The organism is Pectobacterium sp. CHL-2024 (assembly GCF_044751765.1).
GTDB lineage: Bacteria > Pseudomonadota > Gammaproteobacteria > Enterobacterales > Enterobacteriaceae > Pectobacterium > Pectobacterium brasiliense.
The window spans coordinates 1-17,274 of sequence record NZ_JBIXKO010000008.1 but is presented as its reverse complement, the minus strand read 5'-3'; the positions used below and the strand labels follow the sequence as shown (position 1 = coordinate 17,274).

General features: G+C 37.5%; 18 protein-coding genes. 8 read left to right on the top strand and 10 right to left on the bottom strand.

Annotation, left to right across the window (positions count from 1 at the left end; genetic code table 11):
- Positions 1 to 421: 421 nt before the first annotated feature.
- The 4 genes from ACIPUG_RS13155 to ACIPUG_RS13140 form a co-directional block, all read right to left on the bottom strand.
- Positions 422 to 2,185 (bottom strand): hypothetical protein, encoded by a 1,764-nt coding sequence (locus ACIPUG_RS13155; RefSeq protein WP_400338714.1) that lies wholly within the window; start codon positions 2,183 to 2,185, stop codon positions 422 to 424.
- Positions 2,186 to 2,193: 8 nt separating this feature from the next.
- The gene (locus ACIPUG_RS13150) at positions 2,194 to 3,303 is read right to left on the bottom strand and encodes a dsDNA nuclease domain-containing protein (protein WP_400338712.1); all 1,110 of its coding nucleotides are present in this window, start codon (positions 3,301 to 3,303) and stop codon (positions 2,194 to 2,196) included.
- 491 nt (positions 3,304 to 3,794) lie between these two features.
- Positions 3,795 to 4,004, bottom strand: coding sequence for a hypothetical protein (locus ACIPUG_RS13145; protein ID WP_400338710.1), 210 nt, complete (start codon positions 4,002 to 4,004; stop codon positions 3,795 to 3,797).
- A gap of 41 nt (positions 4,005 to 4,045) precedes the next feature.
- Positions 4,046 to 4,240, bottom strand: a complete 195-nt coding sequence (locus tag ACIPUG_RS13140; RefSeq protein WP_400338709.1) for a toxin-antitoxin system HicB family antitoxin — start codon at positions 4,238 to 4,240, stop codon at positions 4,046 to 4,048.
- Positions 4,241 to 4,482: 242 nt separating this feature from the next.
- Between ACIPUG_RS13140 and ACIPUG_RS13135 the strand changes: the two genes are divergently transcribed.
- A complete protein-coding gene (locus ACIPUG_RS13135; RefSeq protein WP_015730165.1) occupies positions 4,483 to 4,659 on the top strand; it encodes a hypothetical protein in 177 nt (58 codons plus the stop codon).
- Positions 4,660 to 4,775: 116 nt separating this feature from the next.
- Here the strand turns inward: ACIPUG_RS13135 and hxsA are convergent, their stop codons facing one another.
- The 4 genes from hxsA to hxsD are packed head-to-tail and all read right to left on the bottom strand — an operon-like array spanning position 4,776 to position 8,200.
- Positions 4,776 to 5,432 carry a His-Xaa-Ser repeat protein HxsA gene (gene hxsA, locus ACIPUG_RS13130; RefSeq protein ID WP_015839878.1) on the bottom strand — a complete coding sequence of 219 codons (657 nt, stop codon included), beginning with the start codon at positions 5,430 to 5,432 and terminating at the stop codon, positions 4,776 to 4,778.
- Positions 5,429 to 6,541, bottom strand: a complete 1,113-nt coding sequence (hxsC, locus tag ACIPUG_RS13125) for a His-Xaa-Ser system radical SAM maturase HxsC (RefSeq protein WP_400338706.1) — start codon at positions 6,539 to 6,541, stop codon at positions 5,429 to 5,431. The genes hxsA and hxsC overlap by 4 nt, the downstream gene beginning before the upstream one ends.
- Positions 6,534 to 7,928, bottom strand: coding sequence for a His-Xaa-Ser system radical SAM maturase HxsB (gene hxsB / locus ACIPUG_RS13120; RefSeq protein WP_400338704.1), 1,395 nt, complete (start codon positions 7,926 to 7,928; stop codon positions 6,534 to 6,536). The genes hxsC and hxsB overlap by 8 nt, the downstream gene beginning before the upstream one ends.
- A complete protein-coding gene (gene hxsD / locus ACIPUG_RS13115) occupies positions 7,925 to 8,200 on the bottom strand; it encodes a His-Xaa-Ser system protein HxsD (protein ID WP_015730161.1) in 276 nt (91 codons plus the stop codon). Before hxsD ends, hxsB begins: the two co-directional genes overlap by 4 nt.
- A gap of 942 nt (positions 8,201 to 9,142) precedes the next feature.
- Between hxsD and ACIPUG_RS13110 the strand changes: the two genes are divergently transcribed.
- On the top strand, positions 9,143 to 9,727 hold the full coding sequence (locus tag ACIPUG_RS13110) for a hypothetical protein (RefSeq protein WP_400338702.1): 585 nt from the start codon (positions 9,143 to 9,145) through the stop codon (positions 9,725 to 9,727).
- Between the two features lie 5 nt (positions 9,728 to 9,732).
- Here ACIPUG_RS13110 and ACIPUG_RS13105 read toward each other — a convergent pair whose 3' ends face one another.
- Together ACIPUG_RS13105 and ACIPUG_RS13100 are read right to left on the bottom strand one after the other, a co-directional pair.
- Positions 9,733 to 9,933, bottom strand: coding sequence for a hypothetical protein (locus ACIPUG_RS13105; protein ID WP_205535866.1), 201 nt, complete (start codon positions 9,931 to 9,933; stop codon positions 9,733 to 9,735).
- A 184-nt stretch (positions 9,934 to 10,117) separates the two neighbouring features.
- A complete protein-coding gene (locus ACIPUG_RS13100; RefSeq protein WP_400338700.1) occupies positions 10,118 to 11,494 on the bottom strand; it encodes a hypothetical protein in 1,377 nt (458 codons plus the stop codon).
- Between the two features lie 148 nt (positions 11,495 to 11,642).
- On the opposite strand from ACIPUG_RS13100, the gene ACIPUG_RS13095 reads away from it, so the two are divergent.
- The 6 genes from ACIPUG_RS13095 to ACIPUG_RS13070 all read left to right on the top strand — a co-directional run bounded on the left by ACIPUG_RS13095 (position 11,643) and on the right by ACIPUG_RS13070 (position 16,745).
- The gene (locus ACIPUG_RS13095) at positions 11,643 to 12,158 is read left to right on the top strand and encodes a hypothetical protein (RefSeq protein WP_400338698.1); all 516 of its coding nucleotides are present in this window, start codon (positions 11,643 to 11,645) and stop codon (positions 12,156 to 12,158) included.
- The gene (locus ACIPUG_RS13090; protein ID WP_400338696.1) at positions 12,127 to 13,386 is read left to right on the top strand and encodes a relaxase/mobilization nuclease domain-containing protein; all 1,260 of its coding nucleotides are present in this window, start codon (positions 12,127 to 12,129) and stop codon (positions 13,384 to 13,386) included. The genes ACIPUG_RS13095 and ACIPUG_RS13090 overlap by 32 nt, the downstream gene beginning before the upstream one ends.
- A gap of 320 nt (positions 13,387 to 13,706) precedes the next feature.
- Complete coding sequence (locus tag ACIPUG_RS13085; RefSeq protein WP_400338695.1) at positions 13,707 to 14,504, top strand: hypothetical protein; 798 nt, start codon at positions 13,707 to 13,709, stop codon at positions 14,502 to 14,504.
- Between the two features lie 35 nt (positions 14,505 to 14,539).
- Entirely contained in the window at positions 14,540 to 14,914 is a 375-nt protein-coding gene (locus tag ACIPUG_RS13080; RefSeq protein WP_400338694.1) for a hypothetical protein, read from the top strand.
- 25 nt (positions 14,915 to 14,939) lie between these two features.
- Positions 14,940 to 15,197: a hypothetical protein gene (locus tag ACIPUG_RS13075; RefSeq protein WP_400338693.1), complete on the top strand. Its 258-nt coding sequence runs from the start codon at positions 14,940 to 14,942 to the stop codon at positions 15,195 to 15,197.
- A gap of 666 nt (positions 15,198 to 15,863) precedes the next feature.
- Positions 15,864 to 16,745 carry a hypothetical protein gene (locus ACIPUG_RS13070; protein ID WP_400338691.1) on the top strand — a complete coding sequence of 294 codons (882 nt, stop codon included), beginning with the start codon at positions 15,864 to 15,866 and terminating at the stop codon, positions 16,743 to 16,745.
- Positions 16,746 to 17,274: the final 529 nt, after the last annotated feature.

Sequence of the window (17,274 nt, the reverse complement as noted above, 5' to 3'; positions counted from 1 at the left end):
TAAGTACAATAAATTTTAATAAAAACATTAATACGATAAATAATTAGGATGATATGGGTATCAAAGAACTCAGCGAATCAATTTTTTCATTCGTAAACTATGATGGATATTTTTCGTTGACTGAGAACGAAATAACCCTAATATACGAACTTAAGAAGCAGCTTCTTGGTAGTGAAATTCAACCTCGTGATTTTTTGTTGAAATGTATTTAAAATACTATAGACATTAGACTCTGGATATTAGTCAGATTTAGTGAGCGATAAGTACCAAATGCGGATACAAAAAACACTCCAATAGCATGATTATTAGTATAAGCAAATATATAAAGCGCACTTTTCAGGGATACTCAGAGCGATAATAAAAATTGTAATATTAATAGCTAACAAGGATTCCCCACTTGTCAGCTATTAATGTTATCAAATTATTCGATCAGTTGACACGTATCAACATAAATATCGAAATTTAAATCCAAAGGTTTTGAAAAAAAACTTCTCTCATTTATCCCATCTCCAATGAAAAATAAACTCGTACTTTCAGGAAAGTATTTTTCTTTAATATCTTTAACTTTAGCCCTTCTGGTAATTCTGACTTTCTCACCACCGCCTGTCGATTCATCATCTGTATATTCTGAAATAGATATAAATGACTGAGTATCTGATGAAAGGTTTTTCCCTACAAAAGATAATATGATATCAAAATTTCTATCATCAATATCTTCCTTAAGGATCGCATCAAGCATAAATGGAAGCCTATGTATTTCAGCAGTCTTACCAATGAGATGATTTAATGCAAAGTGATATGACATTACAGTTTTGTGTAACTCAACACCCTGGAAAGGGAAAGAATTTATTTTATATAGTTCTGTGTATCTAGGTTCTTTTACATTGAATAATTGCATCTCATTAAGATACTGTTGAAATATATCTTTAAAATCTTTTTCCTTATTCAATCGAGCCAAAAAAAGGGTCTGTTCTTCTTCCATTCCATCGATTAATAATTTAAGGTCATTAACCCTTGCAGTATGTTCCTCTATTTCTCCATGCATATTAGCTAAAAGCCGTACATTTGCCTTGTTGTCTATCCATGTATCAAAAGAAATGTTTTGTGATTTCTTTTCTATGAAATATGAATACTTAATGGATATATCTATTTCAAGATTTTTAATTTTCGTCAATGAACCATTAATATCAGATTGAATCTCTTGTATTTTAACATTTATTTTTTCTAATAGTTTATCTGTATCATTGATATTTTGATAAAAACTATATAGCCCTTCTAAAGAGTATGGGAGTATTTGTGTACATGCTGGGCAACGGTCAATATTATTATAACTTTGGCTCTTAATATTTCTTTTCGTTCTTCTAAGTATTTTCAGGTGATTTCTAGTCAATGATAACTTATTACACAAACTTGTATATGTATCGCGTTCACCATCTAACAACTCTACTGAGTGAATATAACCATCAATATACTTCTGAGCTTCATCACCAAACTCTTCGTCTAATAATTTAGATACAACCAAACGGGGTTCATTACTATACTTATTTAATGAGGAAATTTGAGATTGAAGCTGTGTTCTTTCTTTTTTTAATTGATAGAAATGTTCTCTGTCAAATTTATTTTCAATACCCAAATAATAATCAAGGTATGTGTCTTTAAAATCTTTATAAAAGCCAAGATTAGAAAATGACTCTCTCAAGTAAACCCATCCTACAGACTGAGATATATAATAAGGAAGAAACATGCATTCTATTGATGCTTTTTTTAATTCTCCTTTTTGCTCTAAAAACATATTAAAATCGAAAAGCAGAGATAATTTTTCCTTGAGCTTTATATGTTCAACTCGAGTGTCAGCATCAATTCCATGAAAGCTAATGACGCCTCCCCCTACTTCTCTTAAGTATATGCTACCTGAGTTTCTTACAATGGTGTACTTCTCTTCCCCTTTACCTTTGTTAATAATAAAATCCAATCTGAATATAGGATTATAATTAATAATTTCACTTAACCCATCCTTAACATCATTTATACCAAAAGTAAATAATATACTCTGCATTAAAGTACTTTTACCAGAAGTATTACATCCGCTAATTATATTTATTGCATGTGAAAACTCTTGGTCAAAATATAAACCATGTGTTTCAGAAGCAACAAAAAGTCTATCAAATCTGATAATTGTCTTCATGGTATTCCTTAATCATAACATTCCACATACGAACAAAGAACTGCAAAGAAAACATCAATATTATTCAGATTTAGTGGGTGATATTTTCTAATATCTTTAGCATATGCATTTAATATATCTTGAATAGTATAATACTGAGTTGTGTAATCGTTATCCCTAATAAAGCTCTTAATGATTTGATAATCATAATTACTCATATCCTTGAGTAACTCAAAAGAATTAATTATATAATCTCTATGTCTTTTCTGTATGTTCATTGGTATTTTAAATTGCACAGAGAATTGTTGAGCGGCAGCTCGCCAATAATCGAATGCTTTTTGCTGTGAGTCAATTATTTCCATAACCTTCTTAACTTCCTCACCTTCAACCCTTTTTGCCGGATCGAGCAAGCGTATCTCCTGCCCTTGGTTGTATACTGTCTCCACGTTCCTAAATAGATTAAGTATTACGTCAATAGCCGCTTTCGGATCAACTATATGCGGAAATTTTCTAGACATTAGTCCTATAAGTGATTCTTTTTGCTTCGCCGCTGTTCTAGGAAAATCTACCCACTGAATAAATAGATTGCCCAGTTCTTGTCGATGGAAGACAGAAGACTCTTCACTACAGACCTCAGCAATTTTCTCTTCGATTTTATTTTTAATATTTTCGTGTAATTTTTCATATAAAAAGAGAGAGTTCTGCTCGTTTATCTTTGATACCTGTTCAACAACACCTTCATTTTTAAGCTTCTTTGTAGGTGCATATTTTAATTCCATTTCTGTATTTGATATAAATGTTAACTGGTGCTTGTAATCTTCACTTTTTTCGAAAGAATCATTTCTAAGATTATCCCCAACCAATAGTATTTTCGATACCACCTCTGAGAATCTGGCATCTATAGTCCATATTCTTCCGCTGAGTTTCTTAGCTTGATAGGCATGAACTTCGTTAATATAACTCAAGCAGTCGGTTTTAAAACAAAAGAGAAAGTCATCATGATGTTCAATACAAATAAAAAAACTCTTATTTACGAAAGCATTGAAATTATCTAATAGAAGGTATAGAGCACAGTTTCTTTGAAATTCGAAACCAGTTAACGCATCAACACCAGCATTTATCGCTTTATTTTTAGCCACCCGCCTCTCCTACAATAGCTAAAAAATCCAATTTGTATCCAGCAATCCTGCGGATACAAATGAAAAAACTTGAACGATATATATCATGAAAACTGGAAAAATAAAATTTAGAAATCATGTTTAGTGATCTAATGCACTGTTTTTTTATACAAGCGAGGGCATAAATTTCTCATTATACCACTCAAACTCAATTCCCAGATTGCAAAGCTCTTTATGGGAGAACTCTTTGAGAAAATTGTCGAAACTAACACCGTCTCTCTCCCTCATCAAGTTGTTCGCATAAATGAGACGAGATCCGAATCAGAAATATTAGAAGTATCAAACGACACACCGATTATATATCAGTATTATTTTTAAAAATCACCAATTGATAAATAAAAGATATTTTTCTAATATCCTATTTTTAGTATACCAACGTGCTACATTTTCAGGAATAAAAATCTGTTAAACAGCATAAAATTAAGGCAGATAATAATTAATTCCTATCTTTCCTATTTAAAGCCGTGATGCTTCATCCAATCTCCCCATTGACGGGAGTGAGTGCTTATCCCTTTTCTATCTGGCTCTCGTTTGTTTATTTCCTCATAGAATTGCTTCAGAGTGGGAGGATTGCCGCCAAGTTTCTCATACAGGTAGTGACAGCAATCCCATACTGCGCGTAGTTTCTCACCTTCTGGATAACCTGTTTTGCTCAGCATCATTTCAATATCCTCTGAAGATAACGGTAATGGGTTAGAAAACTTCATCCCTTCGGCTCAATCCCCTTCTTCCGAAGCTCTTTACGGGCGAGTTCCTTGAACCAATTGCCGAGACTGACGCCTTCTTTTGCTACGACTTCATCTAACTGTTCACGTAACTCAGGCGAGATCCGAATCTGGAAAGTCGGTGATTTTCCCACTGATGAAGATTTTTTCGTATCGCGCTTTATCATTGACATGTACGTACCTTTTTAACTATGCTGGGTTTTATAGGTACGTACCCTATCACAAGTCTCACACTCATCACCAGTTTCGCCCCTGAAAGGTATGCGACTACCAGACAGGGGCTGACCACAACGTTATAGGACTAACGACATGGCTATCAGCAAGTCTAGCAATTCCCACCTTGAAGATCAGCACATTAAGCAATCAGGTAAGTGTTATTTTAATCAGTTCCATCAAGAGATCGTGGAGGTGCGTCATGTTCGATAACACACCTCTGGAACAAGAAGAAATCATCGACCAGTGCAGAGCGTTGATCTACGCCGTGATCGAGACCAAGCAACCACAGGTGAAAGAAATTTTGACGTTCATCCTCTGGGAAAGACTCGACTGGCTATATCAGGATTTTCATTCGACAGAAACTGCACCAATCTAATGATATAAATTTGTCTCAATTCCTGCTGTTAAATGGATCTGTCTATATTTAGCCAGATCCTTTTGCATCAATACGGTCATCAGTTGTTAGGCATAAATGACCTTCTCTAAAAAGAATTATCGTGCAAGCACATTCAATGAATTCAGTAGCTGGGTATCTAACGTTTCAGTGGCTGGTAAAGGAAGACCTTTATTAATTCGATATGTTCTTATAGCAGATCGGGTTCCTGGTCCCATGACACCATCAATGATGCCCTCATAATAGCCTTTATCAAACAAGGCAAATTGCACACGCATGATAAGCCTGCGTCTCTTTTCCTGATCGGAAGAGACACCATTCATGGAGGAATTGGTATTTTGGCTCGTTCCCGATCTCGAAGAGCTTACAGAGTTCCCACTATCTGAACGTAGTGCTCTCGTCGAAGGTGAAGATGCCGCTGGCGAAGACGGTGATGACGTCACTCCTGAGTTACTACTCCCGGAAGATGAATCACTGCTGCGGGGGTAGTATGGTGTAGCGCTACCGCCGTAATATCCACCACCTGATGAAGAACGGTGAGAGCTGTGAGAACTGTGGCTACGATGAGAGCTGTGGCTTCGGTGACCTGCAATATAAAAAGGCACTTCGGTATTGAGTGGTGCAAGCACAAGATCGTGATCATTTAACGGAGAGGTGCCAAACTCTTCAATATTCATCGCTGCATCACTGGCCCAGACAGAGTTATTGAGTGCTAAAAACCCAGGTAATAAAGCGGCTAACTTTAATCTTTTCATAGGATTGGTCTCGGCATTTGATGAAAACGGCCTTTTGATGAGGAAAAATAACCTGCACAGGATGATTTTTTACTGCATGAATCACACGCTTCTGGGTAGTAGTTTTTCCAGTCAGAAATAGATTGTGTTGAATAATCCCACAAAGACTCAGGCAGGTGACACAGCGGGTAATTGAATATCACCAACGGGATACCCGCTCTGTTAGCCGTGTCGGTAGCTAAGGACAGAGAGGTCGCATACGAGTCGTGGCTAACAAAAATCTCATCCCAGTTCTTTCTTGCCCAGCCAATAGATTCCAATCCCATAATAGAAATCTGGCTGATGTTAGAAAAAACCCTGCCAATATATTCCACCACATCAGCAAGATCGTGATAATTCGCTTTTGTTGGGATGATCCTTAATTCAATGTTGATACCTGAATTTCCCGCGTTAATTAAGCCCTTAACGGTATCTCTGAAAGCTCCATCACTCCCTACAAGATGATCATGAATTTGCTGTCGTGAAGAATAAAGCGGGATACCAAAGGTAATATTCATTCTTTTGCTTCGTTCCCTCACCTTTTCGGCAAAACGTGCATCAGCAAACTGTCGGCCATTGGTTAATACATGCAGCGAGGTATCAGGAGCATTATCAATAACAAAGTCTAGAAACGAGAGAAATTCTTCGCCATATAACAGAGGCTCACCACCACTGACCCCGACAAGCCCATTAAAGTTAAATGCAGCAATTGCAAGGGCAGATTGTGTAAGAAGCCAGTCATCATTGGGCGTTTTTGGCGGCTGAGAGCAGAACAGGCATCGGTTATTACATCTTTCCGTCACAAGGACCGTATTATGATTTGCTCGGCGAGACAAAATCACTCTGAGCATATTGCCATTATTCACAACGCCAATATCGCCATCTTCTACGGACTCGTATAGCTGGTTACTGACGATAGAGCCAACATAATAAGGTACAACCGCACCATCATCAAAAGAAGGTTGTATCAGTAAATTTGGCAGAAAAAACTGTGGATCAACGGGCTTGTTTTTGCACAGCCGATAGAAACCCATTTCAACCGTGCTCTCCGCTGTAAAACGGAAAATATCGTTTCTCAGCACCTCAGACATAAGCCCACCTTTTCAGCATCGTTGCAGTAGGCCCATCCTGAGCAATGGCATTCATCAGGAACCGGAACATTCCCTTATGATATTGGCAGAATATGGAGCGGCTTCTGTCGCCTACCGGCTCTCCCTGAACACTGATATTCTGACAAGGGTCTGCGCCGCAAAACGGCTGGTAGGCGCAGGTATCACAACCAGGCAGAGCGAAATTGAACGATGAGCTCAGGACTGACTGATAGTAGGGACTTTGAGAAAAAGATAATCCTGAGACAGCCCCGGCACTAAAATCAGCATCGGCATTCACTTTCTGAAGCATTCTGCTTTCGTCGCTGCCATAAACACGGCCATCATAGTTAAAGAGAATACAGTTCAATACGACGCCACTGGGGGATTTCAGATCGGCATAGCCACTAAAACCAGGATTAAAAATCCGCTTTACATGTATCGCGGCTGAGTGTTCAACCACAGCAGTGCCTTTCTGGTTATGCCACAGGATCTCTTCAATCAGCGTGGCGTAGAAGTCGAAATATTCCTGCATAGAGAAAGTAAAACTTTCTTTATGGGCAAATCCGTAGGGGCTAACAGGTCTGACAAAGATATCAGTCAAGCCTAATCCCAGATGGGCATCAATGATTGAACCCGGATGTTGGATCAGTGCCTTGGTAACGGTCGTGACTGTCGCCACGCGACCTGCACCAAGCTGCTCCCGAACCGCCAGCATCCCCGCAACAGCTTTGGAATAGGATTTACCTTCGGCAAGGAGGCGGTTTTTATTGTGGATACCCTCACCACCGTCCAGAGAAACGGAGAATGTGATATTGCGATCTTTAACCCAGTCCACCATGGACGGTTCAAGCAGTGAGAGCGTCGTGGCAATCACCATTTCAAAGCATTGCTGGCCCAGCGTTCTCTCACACTCAGCGTATATTTCCTGGATCAGATCAAACCGGAGTAAAGGCTCTCCACCCTGCACTTCTATCTTATAGGGAGGCGAAGACAGTTTTTTAATGGTCTGAACAATGTCAGGGATGAGATGCGGATCAAGATCGTAACCTTCAGCACCGATTGCCGCCCGGCTGACCTGACAATACTTGCAGGTATGATCGCATCTTAATGTTGGCACAATCATGAAAATCGGTCTGACGGCCAGATCACTCATCAGCCGTTTAGCAAATCCTGAACTGAGTGAAGCAGAAGCGAGATCTTCCGAAGCATCGTCGGCAAGGAAAAGCTTACTTTCCAGAATTTCACTAGACCGGGACTCCAGCGACCATTTGTTGCAGGAAAGGCTCTCTAATTCATCGTTAGAGATGAAGTGATGAAAACCAGCCAGATTGCTGATGAAGACCCTGCCATCATTCAACCTGTCAAAGTTAAATGGCATTGACTTCATTCGGTCAGCCTCGCATCAATGCTTCTCAGCACCGTGGAGATGATTGAAGCCCTGATATGTCCGGTATGGCTTTGGTGGGCTTCACGAAGCTTGTAATCATTCAGGAGTCGTTCAAATTCAAACTTGATGGTATCGTCAAAGGATTCAAAAGAGACGATCCAGTCGTTGTCATCTGCTCCCAGTTGCCATCTTGTGTAAGCAGACATCCAATACAAACTGTTTCTCACCACCCATTCAGAATGGTTTGTTTTTTCTATAGTTTTTATAAACATTGCTGTCCTGTCTAATTAATAACAATTAAAAAATTACAGACGTAAAATATTTTTATGCTAATGATTTTTAAAATACTGCTTATACGATATAGCCCTACTATCGAAAAAGATCCACCTAAGAGATAAAAATCAACCCAATAGTCTTGAATCACAAAAAGATAGCAAGATAATAATCTCACTTTGTTCCATTTGACTTAAATCGAATTAAATTAGTGGATATGTTACATACAGATAGATGGACCATGGATCAATGCGGAGTGTTGATTTACGCAGTTATTGAAACCAAACAGTCACAGGTGAAAGAAACTCTGACATTCATCCTCTGGGGAAGCCTGGACTGACTGCATCAGGATTTTCATTCGGAATATTCTACTCACGAGAAATAAATCATCTAATAAGATTCTTTAATGAAACGCAAAAGAAGCATGATTATAGTTACAATCAGTGAACATGATCAACACCTCTTGTTTTCCCAACTTTTTTGGAGCATGTTTCTATCACACAAGTTGTTGAAGAAAAAATTTAGATAGAAGAATAATCATTTTCAAACTAACCATTTTGATAAGAGGTTATCTCTATGGATATGTGTCCTGCTTATCAGAACTCTCTGCATGAATCTGTAATTGCAGAGTTTGGTAATGAATACTATAAAAGTTGTCCTTCCTGTTCATGTAAAAATGGTTCACATGTTTTTTATCACTATCAGGACTTTGGTATGAGATACATGGGAGACGGTCGTTATATCGTTCAGTCCTGGCGTCCAGGATGCAGATTACACCAAGGAGTATATCCTGACATTTTTTTGAATGTGAATAAAAACCTAAATAAATTTTAGAATCAAATTTTAAAATAGCATTATTTACTTTTAATGCTAAAAATAGCAATATGGTTTGTATAGCAAGGCTATACAGAAAATTTATAAACAGATGAATAGGATATAATATGGATATTGAAAAAGATGCAGAAGTTAAAGGGTTAAAAATAAGAATAAATTATAATGACGATGCAGGAAGCATCAATATAAAACTCAAGAACAAATCTAATATACATGTAAAAAGTGAATATGAAATAGATACAGATTTTAGAACAAAAGAAAAAATTAGCAGCGTAGATAAAAATGACAAAAAATCAGCTCTGTTAATAAATTTTGCAATAACCGTTGCCTTATTAATTGCTTTAATATTATTTACATGGGACTCTATTCAAATCACCCCATGGCTATTATTGGTACAAATTATAATAGTAACTCCTTTTTTTTACCAACTCATTAGAACAAAAGAGAAGATAGAAAGAGATGTAATCAAAGCAGCTAATGATACCTTTTTATTTCTTGTTACTGCTGCGACAACTGCTTTACTTACTTTAAAAACAATCCCAAACTACAACATTGACCCATTTGCTGTTTTAATGACAAACCCAATCGGTTGCCTTATGATATTTTGTTATACATTATTACTTATAATTAAAGCAATCATTGCATCATTAGAATTCTTGGAAAATAAAAAGAAATATAAATCGGAAAAATAAAAACGCTATTTTTTTTCATTGAAAAATGCCGGAATTATAAAAAACGTTAGTGGTGAAAAAAACAATGACATAGCAACATAACCATAAATAGCATATTCAACCTTACCTGATGCATTAATATCTTGAATAGAAAATGCATCAGAAACATTTAGAAATACCATAGATAAAATAATAGACATTGCATACGAAAATAAAATACCCTTCATAAGGCCTCCAAATTTTATATATTATACATTTAATTAACATATCTATTTCTGTTGTCAACCTCCATTAAGCAAGGGCTAACTCATAGAAGCTACGCTTCCATGAGTCCCTTGTTTTTCTCCCTTTGGTTGAAAAATGAAAGAGTTATTTAGCCAAGAATGAATAACTATCAAGCCTAAATATCAATTAAATTTTAAAATCAAAATCATTTAGCTTCCACATTTTTATCATTTGACCAACTCCACACAACATACTCTCGCGTCCTTTAAGGTATACGTTACTCAGACAATTATCGCTAATTGCTTCTGGAGAACATACGGAACAGGTGCTGTAAAGAGAACAAGAACTCTTACCTTTTCTAATAATTTCAACGAATTCACTTAACATAGGGAAAAACATAAAGTATTCATTATATTCACCACCAGAAACTGAGTTTCCGATATATCCATTATTATTAAAAATTGGAGGAATTGCTATCTCATTCATCATTTTAGTAATTTCTACGACAGCATCCGACGGATTCATAAATAATAACTCAGATATCATCAATGGATTACCATCACGGTATTCCTTAATCCTTTCTTGTATATGATAAATCAAATTTGTTATCCCGATATAATCATCCAATCCAGAAAATATCTGCTTGTACTCCTGTAGTGCCTCATCCGAAAACTTATTCAATAGGCCGATTTTATCGTATGATTCTTTATTTCCACCCACTTCAATAATATATTCCTCTTTGAAGCATGTATTTATAATATCTGTGGTTAGTAAATTGAAGTCAATTCTTTCTTTTTTTAAATTCTTTAAGGTTTCATAAAATGTCTCTCCAGGAGAACGGCTTTGAAGAGAAAACTCACAGATAGAAGAAAGTACGTTATCATTTATCTCCATTCCTAGCATAAACTCAGAGACGTCTTTAACAACTAAATATGGAACTTTTGGTGAGTTGATTTTTTCCTCTAAGATATGTTTTTCAATAGAATATGCCATAAACTCATATAGACAGACAGCACCTAACATAACATTTATTTTCTTGGAGTTTTTCAGGCCTATATTTTCAGGATCAAAACGATATACAACCTTTACTCCTTTTGAGTATTTAACTCCGTTAGGTAATTCCATATAGTCTTCATCAAACCATTCAGACTCGGATAATGAACAGCTAACAACATCATCAACTATATAAAAACTTGATTTTGAATTTAATTCCTGATGTTCTCCGCTACACCCCAAATCACCTTCAAGTAATTGATGAAGCGTAGTGAGATTTTCTATAACTTGGTCATCTTCGCCTCCAATTTTCAAATAAGGGAAATTGCGTTCTTTGCTGTTATCTTTATTATATATGGCATTTACAATATGTTGCGTCAATATAGGCAAATTCCCTATCGTATACCATCCATACACCGTTGAAACGCTTTGAATAAAATGAATGTATTCATGTACTAATGTGGCATTCTCTTGCTTAGTCAACTGGTCAAAGTCATTATCAGTATTGACTGTCAAATTAAAGCTATCCATCGCGTAACTTCCCAAAAACTCAAAATAATCATCAGTCATTACAAACACCAAATAAAATCCAATTGATAATTTTAATTTTCATTATAACGCATTACTAGAAAGCTTCAAATGAAATACCGAATAGATAAACTAAAACTTACATGTACCCCCTCATTAATATATGCCTATAACATGATGGTTTATAATCATGATAAATATTATATGCAAAGATATAAATATCAACTTGACTTTTAATTCAAAAGGGTTATTAACATCATTAATTTATCACTTCAATATATTCCCTATTGATAAGGACAAAAAAATAAAAGGAAAAAATGAAATTAAAATAAAAAAAACGCCCTTGAAAAACAAACTAATAAGAAATAAATGTATAAGTATTAGATTAAATGAAAAAGAAATTTCATTATTAGATAGTAAGCGAAAACATATCAGCAGAGCAGAATGGCTCCGTATGGCATCTCTACATAAACTACCGTCCGTCATTCCCCAGATTAATATTGAAGCTTGGAAAGCCCTTGGCGAAATCTCGCAAAAACTGAACAGACTGGTCGTCCATCTGGACAACAAAGGCAATGACAGCCCACTCTCGCAAACTGAACTCTTCGCTGTGAAACGCCAGATCGTAGAGATTCGCCAGCACTTAATTACTGATAATTTGTGGAGTGCTTCCCATGAAGGGAATGCAAAAAATCCGCAGGGGTAAGAGCTTCGCTGGTGTCGTTCTCTATGCATTAAGACCAGCCTCCCATCATCAATGCATACCTTATGTCATTGGTGGGAACATGATGGGGGATGCAGCCAGAGATCTGATCGCTGAGTTTGATACCACAAAAACGCTTCGCCCGGATGTCGCTAAACTGGTGTGGCACAATTCGCTTCGCTTGCCGAAAAACGAAACGTTAACAAACTCAGAATGGGTAATCATCGCTGATGACTATATGAAGCGCATGGGCTTCTCTGAAACGCATCTGAGATGCTATGTGTTACATGATGATGTTGACGGCCAGCACATTCACATTATTGCCAGTCGTATCGATCTCGTTAATGGAAAACTTTACTTAGGTAAAAATGAAAACCTCATCAGCACCCGTATCATCCAGCAGCTTGAACGCGACTATTCACTGACCAGAACCAAAGGACCGGAATTGGTAGCATCACCATCCCCAGCTTCGCCCTATCCTAAGCCCAAACGCAAAAAATCACGTAACGAAGCGATGATGGAGAAAAAGACTGGTGAGCTATGTCCAAAAACCATCATTCAGGAAACCCTTGATACATTATTAATCAGAAAGCTATCAATCACTGAATTTGTGCAGCAGCTTGCAGCCCACAATATCAAAGCACTTCCCAATATCGCTTCTACCGGAAAGATGAATGGGTTTTCATTCGAATACCAGGGAATTGCTTTCAAAGCTTCACAGCTAGGTAAATGTTACTCCTGGTCTGCCTTACAAAACAGACTCGACTACCAACCTGAACGCGATAATGACTTTCTGTTCTCACTGAAGGCCTCTGTCAATGAAGCACCTGATATGGCCATAACTACCGCTCCTGAAGTCACAACAGAAGACGTTAACAGCCCTACCGAAACGCTTACCCTTAATAAAGACGCTGGTCAGGACGAATACGCTATCACTTATCCCACAGCGCTTCGCAACGAAGCTGTTGTAAGTAACAAAGAAGTGTATGCAACCGAAGCGTTAAAAGAATCTCCCAATCGAAGCTATGCGATTTCAACGTTCAGATGGTTGGAAACCATCCCCTACCTCAACATCATCATTGGTATGTTAAAAAAACTGAAAATCCCGACACTCAAGCGCCCAGGAAAACACAACACCATTACGGGCGTGAAGGTGATAGAAATTACGACAACACCAAAAAACACGGCTGAAATCCCTTCAATCCACAGTAACCGCTCCCCTTCGATGTAGGGCTGGCAAGGCTTACATCAAGCTCTTCTTCATACAAAAAAGACAAGATAAACGATCGATATAACCGATCTATAAATAAATTATGATAGATTATATCTATCATAAGTAAACCATCGATCGTTACAAGCGATTTGCTTTGTTTAATCACAACTGTTCAAAATGTAGCTTTGCGGAATTCTCTATAACAGACTGATTTAACAGTTCTATTTACTTATTCAACTAACGAAAGGTTCAGTAATGACACAACTCGTCTCATGCATAGTTCCTGATTTCTTCATACATCGAATATGACCTTCACTTTCAGACACTAAGGAATTTGTATGAGCATTTTACTCATGAGACGCTTTTGGATTGCGTTATTGCTACCTTTATTTATTGACTGGTTTTCCAGGGGAAATGCCATCGGGGTTTGGTGGCTCTGGCTGCCCATCAGTGCTCCCCTGTTGATCTGGACTTTTTTTGCCTACAAGAAAAACCGGAAAGAAGACGCTGATTCCGTAGACTGGGTACGTCAACAATGGAAAGAACAAATTACTACCGAGAAATTTGAGCTTTTCGGCAAGGCATATACATTTCAGGAAACCTTTTCCGGCACGGTCATCAGCTACGACCCGAACAACGATACCCTGTGGGTAAAAAAAGATGACGGAGCCGAAACACAAATCTCTGCGCATAGGTTAGCGTTCAGAGAATCGCATCGTATTAAAAAATACGCATTTCACTGCTATAGCGATCATAACGCTTATACATCATTTGAAGATGCAGTGATTGTTAACAAAACCACCAAAGAGCGACAAATTAACCTCCCCAGAAGATGTTTTATTGTATCTGGGCCAAGTGCCATTACGCTGCTTCTGGGGCCCAGGTTTCAATTTACTGCTGCAAGCTATAGTTCTGCTATGCCTGTCCCACCTTTTTTTGCTGCTACTTTTATCCTGCTTAATATTATTGCTAACGCTTCACTTTGCATTTTTCTTTTCAATTTCGACAACGTCGAACTCTGGCATACCTATTTGCTATCAACACTAGTCTGTCACGCTCTGATCAGGTTGTTAAACATCAGGGTTGACAAGTTTGATATCGAATTCAGACATCTTGTTAAATCATTAACACGTTAAAAATTAATTAATAATAAATCCCAAGGCATATAGTAATGAAAAAAATCATTATCGTCGCATTCGTATCACTCACTCTCTCTGGATGTTATTCATTCGGTAATCAAACACTGAAAAATGTAACGCAGGAAGACGTAAAAGCTAAAGTCGTAAAAGGAAAAACCACTAAGTCAGAAGTATTAACCGCATTTGGTGAGCCGGATAAACGCATTGCCTCAGATGATGAGGAAAAGTGGTCTTATTCGATGCATAACTACCGCAGTAAACCAACGTCATACATTCCCCTTGTCGGAGTGCTGATTGGCGGAACGGATATTGAAGAAAAATCTATCCTCATTACGTTTAAAGGTGAAAAAGTCAGTTCCTATGAGTTCAGTGCTGGTGCCAGTGAGATTAAACACGGAGCCTTTTAACAGCAGTAATCAGCTAACGAGAGCTATGATGAATAAAAAACTATCTTTAGGTTTACTACTGGTGCTGTCATTTTTTCTCACTGGTTGTGACAGCGAACCGGCTGATGCCGATATTACAAAAGCAATGCAGTCTTTTACGGAAGAGATGAATAAGGGCGCACCGTCTGAATCAGCGAGAGTGGTCTTTAACTCCGCGAAGAAAATCGCCTGTAAAGAAAAAGACAGCGACGGGGGGTTACAAATGCACGGTCGAATACAGTGCAAAACTACCATTTTTGGGTGAAAAAACCTCCACTATGGAGTTTAAGTTCTTTAAATTTGAAGGCAAGTGGAAGGTTTCACCCTCAAAATAATTGATACGCCATAAACAGCATTAGGGAAAGCAGCCCGTAGTTTCACCACTACGGGCTTTTTCATCTGCATTACCTTAGACTGAACTAACAGTTTTCGCGGACAGAACACAATCAAATCTGACAGGCCGCATTGAGCGAAGAGCGGAAATTCGCTCATAGTTGTATTCATTTGGGTAACAACTGGGAGCAGGTCAATGCCTCTACAATCGACTGATTTGTAGTGCCGGAAATTTCGGCACTTCCGGCGTCGGATCTTGGAACAGGGTAAAATTTATCTGTCGCGATCGGGGCAGTTTATCGGGTGGCTTGTTGTCGATTTAGCCTTACATTCGTCCCTGGCACGGCGACCCCGTCCGGAGCGGTGCGTCGAAAGACATGTTATGGCCATTCCGAAAGCTGAATCTACACTGGATTTAGTTTGACTCTATTTGTGAATCACTTTAGATTAATTAATGATTCTAAATTCTGTTCGGTTACCCTTATCTGTAGCTTGAGAACCGTTATCCAGGTGAGGTGACAAAAAATAATATACATAAAAAACGCGTATTCATGTTCGCAGTATCTAGAAGTATACATTTTCATATAAAAGGATTCGTATGTCAGAAGTTCCTAAGCGATTAGCTCCAACACAAGAAACTATAAGACGATTATTTTCTCTATCTGGAAACTTATGTTACTTCCGAGGTTGTCATAACATAATGATAAATTCTTCCGGTGATTTCATAGCTCAGATTTGTCATATTGAAGCAGCTATGCCTGGCGGCGAAAGATTTAATGAGAACATGTCAAACGAACAAAGACGTAGCTTCGATAACTTAATTCTCTTATGCTATGAACATCATGTTACAACAAATGATGTGGAAATTTACGACGTTAAATCATTAAAGGATATGAAGCATAACCACGAGAGTATTTTCGCCGAAGACTTAGTTGTTAACAAGATGCTATTAAGTTTGAAAGATTATACAAGAGACAATTCATTCAAAGAGGTATCAAATCTAAAAAATTTATTTATAATTATTTGGGGAGAAAATTATGATGTGGGGCAGGATGAATTGGATGATGCTATAAAATCATTTAACTCTTCTATCAGAAAATATTTAAATTTAACACCATTTTCTAGAAAGGTGTTCGCTTGTGGGATAGCTAGGTCTAATCATCCTGTTAATATCTATCGAATAGATAATGAATCGTTGTATGTTGACTTCCATGAGATTTGCAAAGCATTTGGCCGTCCCACTAATGATGTTGATGTTTGGAGTTCTGTTGACGAAATTGTAGCTAAAAATCTAATGATTCTCACTGAAGTTAATATTAATGAATACGCAGAAGTTAATAGGCACGTATATAGTAACTGCCTTGATAGTAGTGAGTACGATATAAACATATGGCTCTGGCTAAAAATTTATTGTGAAAAATCAGGCATTGATATTCGAGATTACTTGGAGGAATTTAATTTTGATAGTTTAGATAGCTGATTGCCGATTTTAATATTTTTTAAAGTAGATTTAGACCTGTTCCGTTCAAGATTATCCAATAAACCTGACTACACAGACGATATCCCCACATGCTTGTGTATTATCAATAGAGCAATAGTGAAGAAAGCCTGTTATATTTAACTAAACGGAATGAATCACAAGTATTACATGATTTTGATGTTCGGGTCTGATGCCAAGTCGAACGAAAACTCATGTTAGGCGAGTAAAGTTGTCTGAAAAATTGATTAATGGACAGCAGTGTCTGTTAAATACCATTTAACGATTAAAAACACACTGCTTAGGCGTGTTTTCTCTGAAAAAATATTAATATATATCATATAGTTGATTCACTAATGTGCGTTTTCGTTCCATTGGACTTCAGACCTTATGAGGAAGATTGCAATCAGATAACGCACTTCTACTGCTTAGATGAATAAGTAATGTAGCGCATTAATGTCCGCTTCTGGCTGTGAGTTCAATGGGTCGATGCAACGCTATCCTTAATCAAGGGGGACGTTGCCATGAAACG

Bases quoted from the DNA above. Each gene is read 5' to 3' on its own strand.
- ACIPUG_RS13155 (WP_400338714.1), bottom strand. From the start codon at position 2,185: ATGAAGACAATTATCAGATTTGATAGACTTTTTGTTGCTTCTGAAACA.
- ACIPUG_RS13145 (WP_400338710.1), bottom strand. From the start codon at position 4,004: ATGATGCTGAGCAAAACAGGTTATCCAGAAGGTGAGAAACTACGCGCA.
- ACIPUG_RS13140 (WP_400338709.1), bottom strand. From the start codon at position 4,240: ATGTCAATGATAAAGCGCGATACGAAAAAATCTTCATCAGTGGGAAAA.
- ACIPUG_RS13135 (WP_015730165.1), top strand. From the start codon at position 4,483: ATGTTCGATAACACACCTCTGGAACAAGAAGAAATCATCGACCAGTGC.
- hxsA (WP_015839878.1), bottom strand. From the start codon at position 5,432: ATGAAAAGATTAAAGTTAGCCGCTTTATTACCTGGGTTTTTAGCACTC.
- hxsC (WP_400338706.1), bottom strand. From the start codon at position 6,541: ATGTCTGAGGTGCTGAGAAACGATATTTTCCGTTTTACAGCGGAGAGC.
- hxsB (WP_400338704.1), bottom strand. From the start codon at position 7,928: ATGAAGTCAATGCCATTTAACTTTGACAGGTTGAATGATGGCAGGGTC.
- hxsD (WP_015730161.1), bottom strand. From the start codon at position 8,200: ATGTTTATAAAAACTATAGAAAAAACAAACCATTCTGAATGGGTGGTG.
- ACIPUG_RS13110 (WP_400338702.1), top strand. From the start codon at position 9,143: ATGGATATTGAAAAAGATGCAGAAGTTAAAGGGTTAAAAATAAGAATA.
- ACIPUG_RS13105 (WP_205535866.1), bottom strand. From the start codon at position 9,933: ATGAAGGGTATTTTATTTTCGTATGCAATGTCTATTATTTTATCTATG.
- ACIPUG_RS13100 (WP_400338700.1), bottom strand. From the start codon at position 11,494: ATGACTGATGATTATTTTGAGTTTTTGGGAAGTTACGCGATGGATAGC.
- ACIPUG_RS13095 (WP_400338698.1), top strand. From the start codon at position 11,643: ATGATAAATATTATATGCAAAGATATAAATATCAACTTGACTTTTAAT.
- ACIPUG_RS13090 (WP_400338696.1), top strand. From the start codon at position 12,127: ATGAAGGGAATGCAAAAAATCCGCAGGGGTAAGAGCTTCGCTGGTGTC.
- ACIPUG_RS13085 (WP_400338695.1), top strand. From the start codon at position 13,707: ATGAGCATTTTACTCATGAGACGCTTTTGGATTGCGTTATTGCTACCT.
- ACIPUG_RS13080 (WP_400338694.1), top strand. From the start codon at position 14,540: ATGAAAAAAATCATTATCGTCGCATTCGTATCACTCACTCTCTCTGGA.
- ACIPUG_RS13075 (WP_400338693.1), top strand. From the start codon at position 14,940: ATGATGAATAAAAAACTATCTTTAGGTTTACTACTGGTGCTGTCATTT.
- ACIPUG_RS13070 (WP_400338691.1), top strand. From the start codon at position 15,864: ATGTCAGAAGTTCCTAAGCGATTAGCTCCAACACAAGAAACTATAAGA.